Origin of the sequence: Pseudomonas japonica (assembly GCF_013522925.1) — a bacterium.
Taxonomy (GTDB): domain Bacteria; phylum Pseudomonadota; class Gammaproteobacteria; order Pseudomonadales; family Pseudomonadaceae; genus Aquipseudomonas; species Aquipseudomonas japonica_A.
Window position 1 is genome coordinate 289,842 of sequence record NZ_JAAMQU010000004.1, and the last position, 18,288, is coordinate 308,129.

At 57.3% G+C, this 18,288-nt stretch carries 15 protein-coding genes and 2 pseudogenes; 3 read left to right on the forward strand and 14 right to left on the reverse strand.

Annotated features, from left to right (window positions below):
* Positions 1-130 precede the first annotated feature (130 nt).
* From G7016_RS08445 to G7016_RS08460, 4 genes and pseudogenes are all read right to left on the reverse strand, one after another.
* Complete coding sequence (locus tag G7016_RS08445) at positions 131-2,512, reverse strand: phosphoketolase family protein (RefSeq protein ID WP_181112719.1); 2,382 nt, start codon at positions 2,510-2,512, stop codon at positions 131-133.
* Positions 2,513-2,547: 35 nt separating this feature from the next.
* On the reverse strand, positions 2,548-3,483 hold the full coding sequence (locus G7016_RS08450) for a carbamate kinase (RefSeq protein WP_181112721.1): 936 nt from the start codon (positions 3,481-3,483) through the stop codon (positions 2,548-2,550).
* A 194-nt stretch (positions 3,484-3,677) separates the two neighbouring features.
* Positions 3,678-4,052 (reverse strand): annotated as a pseudogene (locus G7016_RS08455) (DoxX family protein); the annotation flags it as partial.
* Positions 4,053-4,304: 252 nt separating this feature from the next.
* Positions 4,305-4,850 (reverse strand): ester cyclase, encoded by a 546-nt coding sequence (locus G7016_RS08460; protein ID WP_181112723.1) that lies wholly within the window; start codon positions 4,848-4,850, stop codon positions 4,305-4,307.
* Positions 4,851-5,052: 202 nt separating this feature from the next.
* Here G7016_RS08460 and G7016_RS08465 point away from each other — a divergent pair, with 202 nt between their 5' ends.
* Entirely contained in the window at positions 5,053-5,961 is a 909-nt protein-coding gene (locus G7016_RS08465; protein ID WP_181112725.1) for a LysR family transcriptional regulator, read from the forward strand.
* Positions 5,962-6,029: 68 nt separating this feature from the next.
* Here G7016_RS08465 and G7016_RS08470 read toward each other — a convergent pair whose 3' ends face one another.
* The 4 genes from G7016_RS08470 to G7016_RS08485 all read right to left on the reverse strand — a co-directional run bounded on the left by G7016_RS08470 (position 6,030) and on the right by G7016_RS08485 (position 9,555).
* Positions 6,030-7,217 carry an MFS transporter gene (locus G7016_RS08470; RefSeq protein WP_181112727.1) on the reverse strand — a complete coding sequence of 396 codons (1,188 nt, stop codon included), beginning with the start codon at positions 7,215-7,217 and terminating at the stop codon, positions 6,030-6,032.
* Positions 7,218-7,418: 201 nt separating this feature from the next.
* Positions 7,419-7,934 carry a carboxymuconolactone decarboxylase family protein gene (locus G7016_RS08475; protein ID WP_181112731.1) on the reverse strand — a complete coding sequence of 172 codons (516 nt, stop codon included), beginning with the start codon at positions 7,932-7,934 and terminating at the stop codon, positions 7,419-7,421.
* 36 nt (positions 7,935-7,970) lie between these two features.
* Positions 7,971-8,735, reverse strand: coding sequence for an SDR family oxidoreductase (locus tag G7016_RS08480; RefSeq protein WP_181112733.1), 765 nt, complete (start codon positions 8,733-8,735; stop codon positions 7,971-7,973).
* A 22-nt stretch (positions 8,736-8,757) separates the two neighbouring features.
* The gene (locus G7016_RS08485; protein ID WP_181112735.1) at positions 8,758-9,555 is read right to left on the reverse strand and encodes an SDR family NAD(P)-dependent oxidoreductase; all 798 of its coding nucleotides are present in this window, start codon (positions 9,553-9,555) and stop codon (positions 8,758-8,760) included.
* Positions 9,556-9,660: 105 nt separating this feature from the next.
* Between G7016_RS08485 and G7016_RS08490 the strand changes: the two genes are divergently transcribed.
* Positions 9,661-10,605: a GlxA family transcriptional regulator gene (locus G7016_RS08490; RefSeq protein WP_181112737.1), complete on the forward strand. Its 945-nt coding sequence runs from the start codon at positions 9,661-9,663 to the stop codon at positions 10,603-10,605.
* Between the two features lie 594 nt (positions 10,606-11,199).
* Here the strand turns inward: G7016_RS08490 and G7016_RS08495 are convergent.
* The 4 genes from G7016_RS08495 to G7016_RS08510 form a co-directional block, all read right to left on the reverse strand.
* Complete coding sequence (locus G7016_RS08495) at positions 11,200-11,517, reverse strand: putative quinol monooxygenase (protein ID WP_181112739.1); 318 nt, start codon at positions 11,515-11,517, stop codon at positions 11,200-11,202.
* Positions 11,518-11,736: 219 nt separating this feature from the next.
* Positions 11,737-12,513, reverse strand: a complete 777-nt coding sequence (locus G7016_RS08500; protein ID WP_181112741.1) for a glycine betaine ABC transporter substrate-binding protein — start codon at positions 12,511-12,513, stop codon at positions 11,737-11,739.
* 13 nt (positions 12,514-12,526) lie between these two features.
* Positions 12,527-13,717: an L-dopachrome tautomerase-related protein gene (locus G7016_RS08505; protein WP_181112743.1), complete on the reverse strand. Its 1,191-nt coding sequence runs from the start codon at positions 13,715-13,717 to the stop codon at positions 12,527-12,529.
* Between the two features lie 51 nt (positions 13,718-13,768).
* Positions 13,769-14,776: a zinc-binding alcohol dehydrogenase family protein gene (locus tag G7016_RS08510; RefSeq protein WP_181112744.1), complete on the reverse strand. Its 1,008-nt coding sequence runs from the start codon at positions 14,774-14,776 to the stop codon at positions 13,769-13,771.
* A gap of 1,375 nt (positions 14,777-16,151) precedes the next feature.
* On the opposite strand from G7016_RS08510, the gene G7016_RS08515 reads away from it, so the two are divergent.
* Positions 16,152-16,373 carry a hypothetical protein gene (locus G7016_RS08515; protein ID WP_181112746.1) on the forward strand — a complete coding sequence of 74 codons (222 nt, stop codon included), beginning with the start codon at positions 16,152-16,154 and terminating at the stop codon, positions 16,371-16,373.
* Between the two features lie 251 nt (positions 16,374-16,624).
* Here G7016_RS08515 and G7016_RS25535 read toward each other — a convergent pair whose 3' ends face one another.
* Positions 16,625-17,509, reverse strand: coding sequence for a methyl-accepting chemotaxis protein (locus G7016_RS25535; protein WP_375139244.1), 885 nt, complete (start codon positions 17,507-17,509; stop codon positions 16,625-16,627).
* A gap of 204 nt (positions 17,510-17,713) precedes the next feature.
* Positions 17,714-18,253, reverse strand: a pseudogene (locus tag G7016_RS25540) (MCP four helix bundle domain-containing protein); the annotation flags it as partial.
* Between the last annotated feature and the right edge of the window lie 35 nt (positions 18,254-18,288).

Consider the following 18,288-nt stretch of genomic DNA (forward strand, 5'->3'; position numbering starts at 1 on the left):
TGGCGGGCAGCCGCCTCTTCAGAACTCAGCCCATCGGCTGAACTCTGGAAGGTCCGCCACAAAGTTTTGATGGGTACAGACCAATACGCCTCCTCGCCGCCACTCGCTGCGTTGGGTACTTCACTAGACTTCATGGCTGACCTCGAGTGTCCCTCGCTGTCCAGCGCCAGCCTTCGATTTCGGGCATGTCGCAGCCGTGCTCGGCTATGTAGTGGGAGTGACGCTGCAGGGCAGCCCAGTACCAGTCTCGAGCCTGCTCCACAGTTACTCCGGTGGCGTACACCCGCTCGATGGCATCGAGCGCTAGCCGGAAGCGGTCCAGCTCGTTGAGCACGGCCATGTCGAACGGAGTCGTTGTGGTACCTTCCTCCTGGTAGCCATGGACATGGAAGTTCTGAGCATTAGGCCTGCGGTGAATCAGCCGATGCACCAACGTGGGATAACCGTGAAAAGCAAAGATAACGGGTTGATGTCGCGTGAACAGCGACTCAAATGCGGCATCGTCCAATCCGTGAGGATGTTCATGGCGGCCCTGAAGCACCATCAGGTCCACTACATTGACGACCCGGATCCGCAAGCCGGGCGCCTGCTGGCGTAGGAGCGTCACGGCGGCCAAGGTTTCCAATGTGGGTACGTCGCCGGCACACGCCATCACCACATCAGGTTCCAGGTGCCCATTGCTTGCCCACTCCCACACGCTGGCCCCTGCCATGCAATGCATGACCGCCGCATCCATGCCTAACCACTGCCACTCCGGCTGCTTGCCTGCGACTATGACATTGATCATGTTGCGGCTACGCAGGCAATGGGAGGCGACAGCCAACAAGCAATTGGCATCCGGCGGCAGGTAAAGCCGAGCCACGTCCGCTTTCTTGCTGGCGACATGATCAAGAAAGCCGGGGTCCTGGTGGGAGAAACCATTGTGGTCCTGTCGCCACAAATGAGACGTGAGCAGGTAATTGAGCGAAGCCACAGGCACGCGCCAAGGCACTTCATTACAGCCCTTCAGCCACTTGGCGTGCTGGTTGACCATGGAATCGACAATAGGAATGAAGGCCTCGTAGCAGGCAAATAAGCCATGCCGCCCTGTCAGCAGGTACCCCTCCAGCCAGCCTTGGCACAAGTGCTCGCTGAGCACTTCCATCACCCGCCCTTCTGGATACAGATGTATATCCTGCTCCTGTATCGAGCCCATCCACTGTTTGTCCGTCACTTCAAACACGGCGTCGAGCCGGTTGGAAGCCGTTTCGTCAGGGCCAAACAACCGGAAATTACTATCTCCCTCGTTCAGGACCATCACCTCAGCCAGAAAGCGGCCTAGCCTCACGGTGGCCTGATCACGAGCTTCGCCAGGGTGTCTGACAGTGAGCGCATGCGTATGAAGGCTTGGCATTGCCAGCGGCTTGAGCAACGTGCCGCCATTGGCACAGGGATTTGCGCTCATACGGTGATGGCCGGTTGGAGCAAGCTCCGCCAATTCCGGCCATAGCCGACCGTTGTGGTCAAACAGCTCCTTGGGCCGGTAGCTCAGCAACCATCGCTCCAATTGCGCCAAGTGCTCAGGTTCATCAAGGCGAGACAAGGGCACCTGATGGGCCCGCCAAGTCCCTTCCACCTGCAGTCCATCAACCACCGCAGGGCCTGTCCAGCCCTTCGGGGTGGTCAGTACCAGCATCGGCCATCTGGGCCGGTCAGGCTGCTTGTCCGCGCAGGACCGCGCCCGATCCTGAATATCCTTGATCCGCAACAATATCGCGTCCAGGGTCGATGCCAGTTGCCGATGAACCAATGCGGGATCGCTCCCCGAGACAAAGTGCGGCTCGTAACCATAGCCACGCATCAGATGGCCCAGTTCCTCATGGCTGATACGGCTCAGTAGGCTAGGATTTGCGATTTTGTAGCCATTAAGATGGAGGATAGGCAAGACCGCGCCATCGCTCACCGGATTCAGGAACTTGTTAGAGTGCCAGCTGGTTGCCAGCGCGGCAGTTTCCGCCTCACCGTCACCGATGACACACGTCACAAGGAGGTCCGGATTGTCCAGCGCAGCGCCATAAGCGTGGGCGAGGGAATAGCCCAACTCACCGCCCTCATGGATGGAGCCCGGTGTTTGTGGGCCAACATGGCTAGGAATGCCGTAGGGCCAGGAGAACTGCCTGAACAAGCGGTATAAACCGTGCCGGTTCTGCTCGATGGCTGGGTAGCGCTCGCTATAGCTACCTTCCAGATAAGCATTGGCTACCAGGCCTGGCCCGCCATGGCCGGGACCTACCACCTGGATCATGTTCAGGCCATGCGCCTTGATCAGTCTATTGAGGTGCACATACAGCAGATTCAAGCCCGGCGTGGTACCCCAATGCCCGAGCAAGCGCGGCTTGACGTGAGCAAGGCTCAGCGGCTCATCCAACAAAGGGTTGTCTTGCAGGTAGATTTGCCCGACCGAAAGATAATTTGCAGCGCGCCAATAGGCGTCCATTTTGGTCAACAGGTCCAAGCTCAACACATCACTCATGGCGGGTGCTCCTGTGGGTAGGCATACGCAGGTTTCTATCGATCGAGGCTGCCTGCATCCGCTTGTGCAGCGAGGCTCACACGTGTACCCGCGCAACCCGAGACCAGCTGTTCGATTTCCGAAATCGAGCCAATAACGGCGGTTTTACCGCACCGGGCGAATTGGCACGCGGCTTGAACCTTCGGCGCCATGGATCCGGCGGCGAACGGCAACCGCTCCAGCCGCTGCGGGTGGATAGGGCCGATGGCCACCGCGCTGGGTGTACCCCAGTCGGTATAAACGTTGCTCACATCGGTGGCTAAAATCAGCAGGTCAGCGTCCAGTTGCGAAGCCAGCAAGGCGGAGCAGCGGTCCTTGTCCACGACGGCCTGCACGCCGCTGAGTCGCCCTTCGAGGTCGCGTATTACCGGGATACCCCCACCACCGGCGCATATCACTATGCAGCCTTCGCTCAATAGCCAGCGTATGGGGCGCAGTTCAGGGATTTCGGTGGGTGTCGGGCTGGCGACCACGCGTCGGTAGCCATTGCCATCCGGCGCGATAACCCAGTGCTTCACTGTCGCCAAGCGCTGCGCTTCAGGTAGCGAGTACACCGCGCCGATAGGCTTGTCAGGCTGCTGAAACGCCGGATCGCCACTCTCCACCAGCACTCGGGTGAGTAACGTGGCGCACGGCCGAGTGGCCTTGAGTTCATTACCTAGCGCCTGCTCGATAAGGTAGCCAAGCATGCCATCGGTCAGGGCGCCGAGCAGGTCAAGGCTGTAACCATCCAAGCCATCGATGCCTTCGGTTTGGGTCGCCAGGAGTCCAATCTGCGGGCCGTTACCATAGGTGATCACGAGCTCATGGTCGGCAACGATGGTAGCGATGCGCGCCATTGCCTGCTGAACATTGGCTTGTTGGGCAGGAAGGCTGATGGGCTGCCCTCGCCGAAGCAGCGCATTCCCACCAAGGGCGATCAGAATTCGCATCATCGCTTTCCTTGTATGGCCCACGGAGACCCGTGAAGGCTCAAGGACTTTAGCGTTCAACCTAGAGGCGAACTTAATCCAGATCAGAAAAGCTTTCGATGCTTACTGGGCTACGCGAATCGCTTTCATCCTTCACCGCGACTTGGTGCGCTAGCAAGGGAGTCAGCGTCAGGCATTGGACGGAATTCAGGGTACTAGGCGCGACGCGCATCCAGGCTGAAACGCCCGGCGCCGAAGGCGGCGACCTGCAGCAACCCGCCCGCCATGGCCGGGTTCTTGAAGAAGTTGATGAACTGGTTCTGGTCGCTCAGCTAATTGTGGAACGCGAGCGCGGTGGCCACGCTGAAGACGGCAAGCCCGGCTGCTACCAGACGTGTGCAATATCCCAGGATCAGGGCGATGCTACCGACCGCTTCAACCAAAATGGCAATCGCCAATGGCAGCGTGGGGAATGGCAGGCCGACCGATTCGATGTAGCCGATCATGCCAGCCGGCGCGCTGAGCTTACTGATGCCAGAGGGCAGAAAACTGGCACTCAACAGAACACGGCCTGTTAGCGCAGCCGAGGCGGAAAGCGTGCCGGTCGTGAGGGTGTTCTATGCTGATCCAGCGATCTTCTCCATATGTGGAAGGGCTCGTTCGCGGCTTCGGTACCTGCAGACAGTACGCGGGTTCGAAGCGGGGTGGATAGTGAGATCGGGCGTTATGTTGAATCCTGTCGGGGTATTGCAGGGGGCTCGGGAAAGTCTGCATCTGCCCCATTTCGGCCACTGATCATGAAACCCGCGAACGGGTATCGCTGCTCATTCGCGGGCTCGACCCTATGCGGATGGCGAAACCATCCCGATCTGTTGCATAAACGTCAGGTTGTCTTCCAGGTGCCAGTTTTCAGCAATGCGGCCCTTCTCTATTCGGTAGATGTCGGTTGCTATGAAGTTTACAGCCTGCCCTTTTCCATGGGCGCCGTTGAAGGTGCCGGTGAAGTGCCCTGTGAACCGCAAATGTGAGATTACTCGATCGCTACTCAGGATCATCTGCTGAACCTCACACTTCAAGTCAGGGACGGCGGCGCGAAACGATCTGGAGGCTGCCAGTGCTCCCGCCACGCCGGGTAAGCGACCAGAAGGTAGTGTCCGATCCACAAAGTCAGGCGAAAGCGCATTGGTAGCCAAGGCCTCGTCGCCGCTTGACCAAAAGGTGGCGTAGCGGCGCGCTGGTAGGATTCTCTCCTTTACCTGCGCTGTGGTTAATGCTCGATCGGCAATAAGAACATTGGGCTCAATCAACGTTGGCTCAGCAGCTATGGCAGTCGTTGTAGCAGTAGCCAAGGCAAAAGCAACCACAATTCCCGACAGGGTTCTGTGCATGTGAGTTCTCCATTGCTGTAGTGATATTGATGGGGATTGTGCATTGCGTGACTGCCTCCAGAACGCGTGCAACCAGGTGTCCAGGCGATCAAAAGTGCGGTAGCAACCACGGCTTAGAAGCGAAACGCGAGCCCACTCTGCGCTACCCTCATTTCGAGAAAAAGACGCAAAATTCACTAATACTTTCACTCATGGAGTGCAAATGGTTCGTTTCGAAGACCTACAATTGTTCGTACGCACTGCTGCGCTGGGAAGCTTCTCCAACGTTGCTCGGGAAGTTGGGCTTCTCCCGGGCCAGGTCGCGGCTGCGGTGAAGCGTCTTGAACGTGATGTGGATGTTCGTCTGTTTGCTCGTTCCACGCGCAGCCTGCGCCTGACTGCAGAGGGTGAGCAGTACCTGCCGTTTGCTCGTGAGGTGCTGGAGACGCTGCAGGAAGGCCAGGACCGAGTGCGTCGGGAAAGTACCCAACTGCAAGGCGTACTGCAGATTTCTGCACCTTCGGATCTGGGACGTAACCTGCTGTTGCCCTGGATATCGGAGTTTCGCAGTCAGCACCCTGCCCTTAACCTACGCTTGCTGATCTCCGATCAGGTAGCCGATGTGTTTCGTGATCCGGTCGACGTCGCGCTACGTTATGGCGTGTTCGACGACGCAAGCTATGTAGCCTTGCCACTTGCGCCTTGGAACCATCGCGTCCTGGTGGCGGCGCCTGCGTATCTGGCGCGTAATGGCAGGCCTGAGGTACCGGCCGACTTGCGTCGGCACGCCTGCCTGCTCTACCCGCTCAATGGGCGCGTGTATGACCGCTGGCGGCTGGGTAAGCAAACGGTGGAAGTTGCTGGCGCCTTGTTCAGCAGTGATGCGGAGATCGTGCGGCGCTGGGCTGTTGCGGGCGAAGGCGTTGCCTACAAATCCTGGCTGGATGTACACGACGATATCGAAATGGGACGGTTGGAGGTCCTGCTGCCCGGCTATGCGACCGAGCCCACACCGTTGAACCTGGTGTGCCCTCATCGCAAGCAGTATTCGCCGGCAGTGCAAGCGTTGCATGGCATGCTGCGTAGTCGTCTTGATACCTTGCAAGCGAGGTTTCCAACAATGCCTGCGTGATGCGGCGAGAACTGGCAAGTTTGTCCTCGAATAGCCAGCACTCATCCGCATATAGCGGCTCTGCTTGGCTACGCTATCGCGCCTTTGGAAGAAAGCCTGGCATGACGCTCCGATAACGTTAGGCAAACCAATGCCAGCCCAAGGCATGAAAGTGAGGCGCACAACAGGCCTGCATAGCCGTACAGAGGATAGAGCCAGCCAGCGATCGCTGACCCAAGTCCAATACCGCAAAACAGGAAGGACGCCGTCAGGGCCAGTGCAATACCCCGCTGATCTGGCCGTAGCTCTACCATTCGTCTCTGTTGGCTTGGCCAGACGATATCGGTCGCGAATGCCCAAGGAACCAGTGCGACAATCAGCCAGGCGAGGCGCATAGGCGCGATCCAGAGGTAGAAAACAACAGCGGCGAGTAGCCCTATTCCAGTCAATAGCATCCTGGAGGCACTGTGGTAGCGAGCTGCGCGAGTAACGAAGACGTTTCCCAATACGCCCGCAACGCCAAGTACCGTCAGGGCCAGTGCAACATCGTCCGCGTCGCCGGCGTAGTCATTGCGGATGATAGGGGTGAGAAAAGCGTACGTGGAGAAGACTGCCATGGCCATGAAGAACACGACCAACAATGCGCAAAACGAGCCGACGTCGGTGAGAAGAGCAAGCAGCTCGCGTGGTACCACGCGTTGCCCCGAGACTTTATCCGGCACCAACCAGATGACCAGGAGCGCCGTTGCGATGCCCGTGAGACCAATGCCAAAAAACAGGTTGCGGGCGCCCCACACCTGTGCCAGCCAGGCCGTGATGGGCATCCCGGCCAAGCCGGCGACGCTGAGGCCGAGTAGAACGATTGCAATGGCACTGCCCTGCTGATCGCGCTCGACAAGATTCGATCCCAAGGCACCTAGCACCGGGCCAATGAAGCCGGCACCGACGCCCATCAAAATCCTTGCCCCTAACAGTACTTCGTAGTCAGGCGCGCACGCGAAGAGTATGGAAGCCATGCTAAACAGGGACAACCCGAGCAACAGCTGCTGACGCCGCCGCAAGTGCCCCAATGCTACCTGCAGCAATGGCGCTGCCACTGCGAAGGTGATCCCGAACACGGTGATCAGATAGGCGCCTTCAGAGGCAGTGAGCGCCCATTCCTGGGAGATCGCTTCCAAGCTCCCCACCACCGACAGAGCACCAACCGCCTGAACAAAATACGCCAGGCTTAGTAAGCGCAAGGCGAGCAATGACGAAGATGGAATAGGCGTGTTCATTTTGTCCGTTCCAGGAAAAGACTTGATGCCTGCAATCAACCGGAGAAAGGCTGCGAGGGCATCAAGCGACAAGATGGGGTGATGAAGATGAGTTGTGCAGCGCATGTCCTGCAACAGAACGTGAAGCGGCCGCATTTGGATGGGGTCAAGGCCGCTGTTTCAAAAACCCTGCCGCAGGACTCAAGCATCGAACGAAGCCCATCAAGCTCTAGGCGGGAAATCGATGTCCGTTTTCGCTACGTTGTTCAGGTAGTTGGTCAGCGTGAGCAACGCCACCTGGGCAATGACATCAACGATCTTGGCATCATCCAGCCCGGCCTCTCTTGCTGTAGAGAGGTGCTCATCATTGAGCTGCCCACGGTTCAGGGTGACTGCTCGGGCCAAGGCTGAGACGCCATCGAGCGTCCCGGCCCGTGCCGCCAATAGCTGATCAGCGTCCAGCCCTGCTTTATGCCCGAAATAGCTATGGGCGGCCACACAGTAATCACATCCATTGACTTCGGAAGCTGCTAACGCCGTCGCTTCACGCTCCGCGGGGCTCAGGCTGCTTTTGTTCATGGCTTGGGCCAGGGCGAAGTATCCCCCCAAGGCTGCAGGTGAATGAGCCAGTGTCGCAAACGCATTGGGGATGAAACCCAGGTTTTTTTCGACACCTTGCAGGGCAGAGCGGGCGGCCGCCGGTGCTTGATCAACGGTCAGAGCGGTAATGCGAGTCATGAGTTGGTTCCTTTGAAATCGGCTGTGGTGGTGTACTCAAGCAACCGGGATCGGGTTCTCAACCAGGGACTGGTTGAATTGATTGATCAGGGCATGCTCGTTCGGGCCTTGGTTGGCACGCAAAGGCACGATGCGATCGACCAGCACTTCAGTCGTTGCCGTTTCGAGTTTTTCCAACGTTTCCTGAATGAACTCATCCAGTGGCATGGCGCGTTCATCACCACTTTTATGGATCAGGTCGGTGTCCACCCATGGCGGCGCGATCTCCAGCACCTTCACACTGGTATCGCGCAGCGCGAAGCGTTGCGAGAGCGAGTACGAATGAATGGCGGCCTTGGTAGCCGAGTACAGGGCTGTAGCGGCGAGTGGCAGATAGGCCAGCACGGAGCTGTTGTTGATGATGTACGCCTCGGGCTGGCGCTTGAGATGCTCCACGAAGGCTGCGCTGACCCGTACCGGGCCAAGCAGGTTCGTCTGCAGAAGACCTACCGCCTGTTCATCGTCGTAATCACCGGAGGCCGGGTTGTCAAAGGGCATGATGCCGGCGTTGTTGATGACCACGTTAAGTGACGGGTGACGGCGGATGATCTGGGCGGCGACATCCTTGATCTGTTGGGCATCATTGATATCGAGCTGGACAGTGTCGATGCCAGGGTTGGCTTGGGCAATTTCATCGAGCAGCGCTTTACGGCGGCCGGCGATGATCACCGTGTTGCCCCGCTGGTGGAATGCTTCGGCCAAGGCCCGGCCGATACCCGAAGTGCCGCCGGTGATAAAGATGGTGTTAGCGCTGGTTTTCATGATCCGTATCCTTTCTGGTTGATCAGTTGGCGTTATAACGCGGAGCGAGCTGGTTGCTGGACAGGTGATTGAACAGCGCCTGCCGGCTGGTTTCGTAGTGCTTGAACTGCTCGAGGTCATGCATCGACGGGATGGAAATCAGCACGTCGTCGTCGAAATCCTTCAGGGCGCCATCTACCAGATCGGTGGCCGACATCACGATGCCGGGGTCCAGGTTCTCCACCGGCAAGCCCCCGATCTGCCAGAAGTCGGTTGCGGTTGCTCCGGGAAGCACTGCCTGAATCCTGATGCCGTGACCGGACAGCTCTTTGTGCAGAGATTGCGTGAAAGCGGTGACGTAGGCTTTAGTGCCGCCATACACGCCATTCAGCAGTTCCGGGGCCAGGCTGACGATGGAGGAAATGTTGATCACCGCGCCCTGTTTGCGAGCGACAAAGCCTGGAACAGCGGCATACGTCAGTCGGGTCAGGGCAACGACGTTGAGGTTGATCATCTCGACCATGCGCTCGACATCGCTTTCAAGCAGAGGGGTGTGTGTACCGATACCCGCGTTGTTTACCAGCAAATTGATGCTGGCATCCTCACGCAGCTTGCGCTCCACTCGTGCCAGTTCCGTAGTGTTTGCCAGGTCCGCCTGAAAAACTTCCACGCTGCGCTGGGTGCCGGTGGTGATACGGCTCGCTAGCGCATTGAGGCGGTCTCGGTTTCGAGCGACCAGTATCAAGTCATAGCCGCGTCGCGCCAGACGCTCTGCGTAGATCGAGCCGATGCCGGTTGAAGCGCCTGTAATCAGCGCGGTGCCTTTGTATTCCTGAGTCATGGTCCAACTCCGTCGTTTGGTGTGGAGCCATGATGCGTAAAATTCCATTTGTCTTAAACGACGTATAAGGTGCTATTTTAGGACATTGATGAAAGGAGTGTATTGATGCATCGAGTGGGCTATTTGGTAACCGACGGCTTTCAAGTAATGTCGCTCGCCACCCAGGCAGTGTTTGAGTTCGCCAACATGGTGGCTGGCGAACAGGTCTACAGGATTCAGAATTTCTCCTACGCAGGGGGCATCGTTCGCTCTTCCCTTGGCATGCATGTCGAAACGCTCGCATTGGAGTCCGCAGGCCTGGCTGACAGCTGGATGGTCGCAGGAACGCTCACGCCTCTGACGCCACCCGACAATGAGGTGTTGAACAGCGTACGTGGGTTTGTTAAGAACGCTCGACGAGTTGCCGGGATCTGTACGGGTGGTTTTGTACTGGCTCAGGCAGGGGTGTTAGATAACAGGCGTGCAACCACTCATTGGGCCTATGCCAAGGCACTCAAGATGTCGCATCCAAGCATCGAAGTGGAGGAGGATCGAATCTTCATTGTGGACGGGCCTATATGGACTTCGGCGGGCATGACTGCAGGGCTTGATATGGCCCTGGGAATGGTTGAAAAGGATCTGGGCACAGAGCTTGCCCGCTCGGTAGCCCACAAGCTGGTAATGCACCAGCACCGCTCAGGGGGCCAGTCACAGCATTCCGAGCTGCTGTCGATGTCGCCCAAGTCAGACCGCATCCAGAGCGCTCTGGACTATGCGCGAAAGCACTTGAATCGGTCTCTGAGTGTGGAAGAGCTTGCTGACGTCGTACACCTGAGCCCAAGGCAATTCACTCGCGTGTTCACCGCAGAAACGGGACAGTCCCCTGCCAAGGCGGTCGAAAATCTTCGCCTCGAGGCCGCGCGTTTGATGATCGAGCAAAGCCGACACAGCCTGGACACAGTGGCTCAGGAAACCGGATTCAGAGATCGCCGGCATATGCGGGAGGTGTTTATTCGCGGCTTCGGTGTTCCCCCTCAAGCCATACGCAGGGATGCGAGGCGGGTTGGATAGAAAGGCTATCTAAATCCGTTCACGAAATTCAGCATCGCCTCGTTTCGTCGACCCCCTTGCACCACCTTGGTGTATGTTTCGAGCTCCGAAGTGATAGCGACTCTGCAGCTCCCATGCAATGAGTAGAGCTGCACTGATCGCATTCCCAAGATGCCTGATTCGGCTGATGTGGTGGCAGGGAGCATGCATGGCTAATCCTCTGGGTGTATTTGATCAAGGGTGCCCCGATTCTGGCGCGCCAAAGAAGGCTCAGAAGCCACGTAGGGCAGGAAGAGTTTCTTCGGATTAAAGAAAACTGACCTCGGATTTGTTCACAACGGTCTGCGCGGCATTCACGTCTACAGCGCGTACGAAAGGGCAAAAATACCTTTGAAACCTTTCTGAGTTTCCGGTTTTGCCAGGGAGCATCAGGGTCAAAGCTGATCACCGGCTCAGAAAAGCTCGCGGCTGAGTGGGGAGTTGCTCTTTCCCGATAATGCTTCGACGACAAGCCCATCACGCGCTTATGCAGCACCAACATGCATGGGCAGCTTCCAAGCTGGAGTTCTTACGATCCATAGCGTCCCGCCCCGACGCTGTGGATGGAGCCTACATTCAAGCGTCGATCCGCTTCAGCACTCTCACCTCCAACGGGGCTGCTAGAAGAGGCTCGGCCGCTTGCAGGAATGTTTGAAAGTGATTTGAAGATGCGTGTTGATCGAGGGCTTGCTGGTTCTTCCAGATCTCATACACAACAAAAATTGCTGATTGGGTTGTATCTACATGCAAATCGTACTTGATACAGCCAACCTCCGCTCTTGATGGCGGTACCAATGCTTGCAAAGCTTCCAGCAATTTATCTTCATGGCCCTGTGTCGCCTTCAATGTGGCAGCGAGATAAAGCGGTGCTGAGATGCCGATGTTATTGCTCATGAGAATAGCCTATAGAAAGATAGCTGAGTCGTTTTATTGCATATTGCATACCGAACTTTAGTACACTGATTCTCCCCGCTGCGACGAAGGTTTCTATGTGCTCCCTAAGTTTATTGGCTTTGCAATAGCAGGCATGTTAGGAAAGAAAGAAACTAAAGGGAAGGCATTGGTTAAAATTTGCGGCTACTGGTAGCAGTTTTTTAAACAAGATTGACCGGACTACATGAAACCTCGGAGCAGCCAGCGGTCTGCGGCCTCCAGCGGAGACAAGCCTTCTCGACAGATCAGATGGTCTAGCTCGCTGACTACATTATTTCCGAGCGTAAGCCGTGTCAGTTGGTCCAGGAGAGCAGAGGGCAGCTGTTGCGCCACGCTCTCTTTCACGATGAGCGTGGCGTTGTCCTCACCTCCTAGCAGCCCTGTAGGCTCCGCTAATGCACGAATATCATATCTGTGGTGCAGGAACTGCGGATGCCAGAGAGGCACGACAACCCACTCGCGGTGCTCCACCGCGTTCTCGAAACGCGTGAAACATGCTTCCTGTGTGCCATTTTCAAAATGATACCCAGCGATGTCCAAGCCGTATTGCTCGATGATGGTCCGGGAGAAGCGACTAATGCCCGCGCCGGGATTGATGCCCTGGATCAGAGGGCTCATCTTCGTGGCGACGTCCGGGCGCAGTAGGTCGCTAACACTGGCCACCCGTTCAACCGGCACGTACTCAGGCACACCCCAAATGCAATAGGGTTGATAGAGCACGCCCAGCTGGCGGGTCGCATCTGCAAATGGCGCTAGATAGCCGCCGTGGCTGGCTGGCAGCCAGGCAGAAACCAGCATGTCCACTTCCCCCGCGCCGTAGCGCTGGAACATCTTTTCATGAGGCGAGGCGCTGGGTGTCACGGTGTACCCGTGACGTTCCAGAATGCGCTGCACCACAGCCGCGCTGGCAGCGTGAAAGCTCAGATCAATGTGGCCCAGACGAATCAAAGGTTTCATGGTCGCCTCCGGATCAATAAGTCGGCGCGGGCGCAGCGTCGATCTTCACCCGCAGCAAGCTGTAGGGCTTGTCGCGAAGATCCTTCCCGTTCTGGAATCCGGCCTGACGCTGGAGCTGGTTTGCAGTGAAATACAAATATCCGTCCGGCCCAACGGACAGGGTGTCTGGCCACAGCACACGCGGATCGTGGACTATGGTCTGCCAGCTTCCATTAGCCAGGCGCTTGCGGATGCTGTTGTGCTCGTAGTCACCGGCATACACAGCGCCGTTCGCGTCAGCCTCAAGTCCGTCCGATGCGCCTTTCTCACCCAGGTCCTTCACGACAGCTGCCAACTGAGCTTCGCTGACATTTGGATCACGCAGCAGGTCGGTCGGAACCGAGTAGAGATGACGGCTGGACAGCGGGCAGAAATACAATGTCTTCCCGTCGGCTGACAGGGCAATGCCATCGGATGCCACGGTCAGTGTTTTCGCCGAACCGTCCGGGCCTTTGGTGATCAGCGCCTGCTTCCCTTCCACCACAGGAATGAAGTCAGGATCCGGAGACGTCGATTTGTCGCCATGCAGCCTGCGGACTGCCTTGCCACTGGCAACGTCCATCACGATGATCGCGCCGGGACCCGATATGGATGAGTCCGTAACATACACCGTGCCTTCCTTGCCGACGCGGAAGTCGAAGCGCATGTCGTTGACATAGGTGGTCGGCAAAATCACGTTGGACGGAAATACCAGTGTCCTGACGATCTTGTTGCTAGCCAGGTCTACCGCGACCAGCTTGGCGCCGCCCCGTTTGGGCGCTGCGAAACCGGGGGCTGCGGTATCCAGTAGCCACACGCGACCCTTACCATCGGCGACAACACTTTGGACGCTGATCAGCCCTTTGGCTGGGTTCTTTGCGTCCTCTTTGTTGAATGCCGGATTGGGATAGGCGACAACCTTACCCTCGCGAATTTCACCGACCGTGAACGGCACGTCATCTCCCCATTTCGGGTAGTTGACAAAGATGCGACCGTTTTCAGTGACTGTGACGCCTGTCGGCATTGCGTCATGGAAGGTAAATACCTGTTCCAGCTGGCCGACAGGTTTCTCCGCTGGAGCATCGATAGGCAGCGGCTGAGTATCGGCTGCGAAGCTGTTCTGGCTCGCGGCGGCTACGGCGACGGCAAGAGCGGTACCCAAATAAAAGCGGTTTTTCTTGGACATGGAAATGCTCGCTGACCTGCCGAAGCAGGCGAGTTGAATGATGTTGAAAGGTCAGAAGCCTTCGAGAACGAGCTTGCCGGTAGCCTTGCCGCTTTCGATCAGAGCATGGGCGCGACGGAGGTTTTCGGCATTGATGGTGCCGAAATGCTCGCCCAGCGTGGTTTTCAGAACGCCTTGGTCGATCAGGTCGGCAACGCGGTTGAGCAGATGATGCTGTTCAATCATGTCCGGTGTTTCGTACAGCGAGCGGGTGAACATCAGTTCCCAGTGCAGCGACAGCGATTTGCGCTTCAGGGGCATGACATCCAACCCATCCGGATCGTCGATGACTGCCAGTTGGCCCTGGGGGCGGAGCGCCTCTACGATCTGGGGCAGGTAGGTACCGGTGTGAGTCAGGCTGGCGACATGACTCACTTGGCCAACGCCGATCGTCTCCAGTTGCTGGACCAGCGGTTGGCTGTGGTCGATCACGTGGTGCGCACCCAAGCCTTTGACCCAGTCACGCGTCTGATCTCGGGAGGCGGTGCCGATGACAGTAAGTTTGGTCAGCTGACGCGCGAGTTGCACCAGGATGGAACCCACGCCGCCACCCGCGCCGATGATGAGCAGGCTTTCGCCTTCGCCGCCACCCTGCGCAACGCCAAGACGATCAAACAACAGTTCCCAGGCGGTGATAGTAGTCAGCGGTAGTGCGGCGGCATGGGCATTGTCCAGGGACTTGGGCTTGCGGCCAACAATACGTTCGTCAACCACATGAAACTCACTGTAACTCCCAGGACGTGCCAGGGAGCCCGCGTAGAACACTGCATCACCCGCTTTGAACAGACTGACCTCGCTGCCGGTTTCACGAACGATGCCGACCGCGTCCCAGCCCAACACCTTAGGGTCAGTGGCAGCAGACCGGGCGCGAACCTTGGTATCTACCGGATTGACCGAGATGGCTTGAACCTCGACCAGCAGGTCCCGCGGGCCGGGGGTCGGTTTGGGCAGATCCATGTCCATCAGCGAACGGGGATCTTCGATAGGCAGTCCTTGCTGGGTGTAGGCGATGGCTTTCATAGTGGGCACTCCGTAACGGTAAAGGGCAAACGTAGGTCGTTGGGCCTAGGATGTTCTTCGCCTCGACGGAGAAAAACCGGTGGAATTCGCTAACACTTTCACTAATTTTCGGAAGATCTTGGAGTGTTTAATCGCTGTCAGCCGTAGGTCATAAGCTTGATGGGGGAGCCTAAAGAATTCGGATAAGAACGTACGCAGGGGGTTTCCAAGCTCGCGTAGCGGCTTGATTTTTCCATCTTCGAGCTTGCGCCCGTGCCGCTTGAGCTAATTGCCGATCAGGGTGATGTGCTTCCAGCCTAACGGCGACAGATACTGATACAGGCGGTATTCATCGGTTTCCGGCTTCAGTCAGCTCTTGGGTTGGCCGCACCGGTGGACCGTAGCCCGCAGCACGATGGCAGCGGCAACTAGGTTCAATCCGCTGGCCTGATAGACCGCTGCCGCTTAGCGTTGGCACCGTTCAAGGTGGTCTGGTAGGTGCTGCTCTGGGCGGCTTGCTGTGACGTAAGGGAGGAGGCGCTGTTGGCAGCTTTTTTTAGGCGAAGTTTTTATAGCGTTTGTTATGGTAAACCGAGTATCCCGACCGCTCATTGTTGTCGCTCGTGACAGGCAGCAATCGACTGTGGATTCAACCGGTGGATGCAACGGTCTAAAGGTAACCCCACACGAGGAGTGTTTCTAGTGAAGCAACGGCCTCAGATCTACTACACCGACACGCAGAAGGTTCTGATCTGGGACCGTTGGCGGGCGGGTGACTCTCCAAACCATTGCCCGGCTGTTCGATCGCATTCATTCTTCGATCCAGCAGATTTTGGCGGAAACTGGCTCCATTCAGCCCGCGCAGCGACGTCGTTCTCGTTTGGCACTTAGGTCAGCAGCAACCTGCGTGCGACTCCAAGGCTGTCTTCAGCCTGTGGTACGGGATGCAGAGGCTTTGCAGGTCGAATCATCATCCGTTCCACCTTGCCCCTTGTTGAGGATGTGGTGACCTCAAGCCAAGGGTTGCCAAGTGGCAGCACTGGTAGGTGTAGAGATCACGTTGCAGGATCTCTTTGCACTTACGTCGCCAGGGGCGTCCACCACGGCCGGAGCCCCGGCCACTCCTGGTCTCTGCTGTTGGCTTGGAGCTTAGCCTGCTGGTGCCCATCGCCTAAGTGCGTGGCTTCCATCTGGTCAGACTCGCTATTCCTACTCCGAAAGTGATTAGACCCTTGACCTTGCGATAGGCCGGACGTGCTGCTTTGGTCAACGTCTGGCGCCGGCTGGCGCAGATATGGCATGCCATGCTTACCACCCGCATCTCGACCTGTTGAAAAAAAGTGAAAGAGTGGGTATCAAATAGCGGCCCGCTAACTCATGGATCCAGAAACCCAGCATGCACTGGTACAACATTACCTACACCGATAAGCAAAACCGCCGGCATATGACGGAAGGAGAGTCACCCGAACGCCTTGATGCTTCCGAGCTTTTATTCCGCAAACTTGAAGCCAAAGGCGAAGCCCTCATGGAAAAAAATTCCAAAGGCGACGCCACTTATGAGATGTACCTAGACAGGCTGGGCGTTCGTATCACTGGGGTGTTATGGGGCAAGGTGTAGGCCGCTCATGCACCACGACTTGGCGTAACTCAGGGTGCGCTTACCGTTTGGTGTCGCGCCGATCGATCTTGCCAAGCTCAGCACCAAAGCGGTGATCCCGCAAGCAGGCTTCGCAACTGAGACGCGCGCAAAGCCAGCCCTTTACTGCAGGCCAACAGGCAACCATGAACATATGGCTTGTTGCCAGTCCAAGCACCAGAGGATCGGATGAGAGGTAGCTCCACAGGTTGCTTCCCCGTGGAGCATAAGAGTCAGATCTTGAAGCGCCCTACTAGCTGGCTTAGGTTCACGGCCAGCTTCGAAAGCTCGGCAGTGGCGATCGTTGTTTGACGTGAGCCCTCAGACGTTTGACCGGACAGGTCGCGGATGCTGACCAGGCTCTGGTCCACCTCACGCGCCACCTGGGCTTGCTCCTCGGCTGCCGTAGCGATCAGTAGATTGCGCTCGTTGATCTGCTCGATGGATTCGGTAATGACGTTGAGTGCTTGGCCAGCATCCTGGGCCTTTTGGAGCGTTTGCTGAGCTTGTGTATTGGTGTGGTGCATTGAATTGACAGCGTCCTCGGTACCGGTCTGGATGCGGCCCACCATCTGCTCGATTTCCAGTGTCGACGACTGGGTACGGTGTGCTAATGCCCGTACTTCGTCAGCCACCACAGCAAAGCCCCGACCGGCTTCCCCAGCCCGCGCAGCCTCAATGGCAGCGTTGAGTGCCAGCAGGTTGGTTTGCTCAGCAATGGCTCTTATGACTTCCAAAACCTGGCTGATTGCACGCGTGTTTTCTGCCAGATTTTCCACGTTTGTAGAGGTAGATTTGACCGTAGCCACCATTCGGTTGATGGCATCGACGGTTTCACTGACGCGTAAACGACCGTCCACTGCCGCAGCGCTGGATTGACCGGTGGCTTGAGAAGCAGCCGCTGCGTTACCTGCAACTTCATCTACCGCTGCGCTCATCTCCGTCACGGCGGTGGCGGCCATTTCAATCTCGCTGTTCTGCCGTTGCAGACCGTGCGAAGCGTCTTCAGTAACAGCATGCATCTCTTCCGCTGTGGCGGATAAATGCGTTGCAGAGTCTCCAATCATGCTGATGGCTTCACGTAGCTGGTCCTGCATTCTGGACATGGCCATCATCATGCGGGCAGGTTCATCGCGGCCTTCAACCTGGATCTGCTGACGAAGATCGTTACCTGCAATGCCTTCGGCCGCGGTAAGGGCCTGACGAATAGGGACTGTGAGGCTTCGGGTGAACAGATAAGCCAGGAGGATACTGACCAGTACACCTACGATGATAAAGCCTGTGACGGTCGCGACAGCCTGGCTATACGCCGCGCGTGCGCCTTCTCCTGCCCTGGCAGCTTTGTTCAGGTTGACTTCAACAAGGTTCGAAAGCATGGCATCGATAGCTTCAGCGTTCGTGCGCAGCTCATCGGCTGAAAACTGCATGGCTGCGTCTATTTGGCCGGCTGTGATGAGGGCAAGGTAGTGATCGAGTTTTACATCATAGGACTGCTCGAGCTTTTTCAATGCATCGAGTGCTTCGCGCCCTTGGGGCGTGACGATAAGCCCATCCATTCGCGTCAGGGCTTCATCAATGGCTGCTCTGCTTTTTTGAAGATCCTGGACAGCCTTTGCTTGGGCCGGTGCTGGTTCAGCGGCATTACGTACTCGAGCATTGTTGCCACGAATGGCCGTAAACTCACGCTCCAGGATGCCTAATTGCCTGATGCTTGGGACAACGTTCTGCTCCACGAACTGCTCAGCCTCATCCAGCTGCTGGGCTTGCTGAAGGGAGACAAGCCCAAGGGCGATAAGCATGGCGCACACCAGGCCAAAGAACAGGGCAGAACGGGGACCGATACTGAGATTTCGCAGACTCATCGTAATCGTTTTTCCTAACGGTTATGGAATGCTTT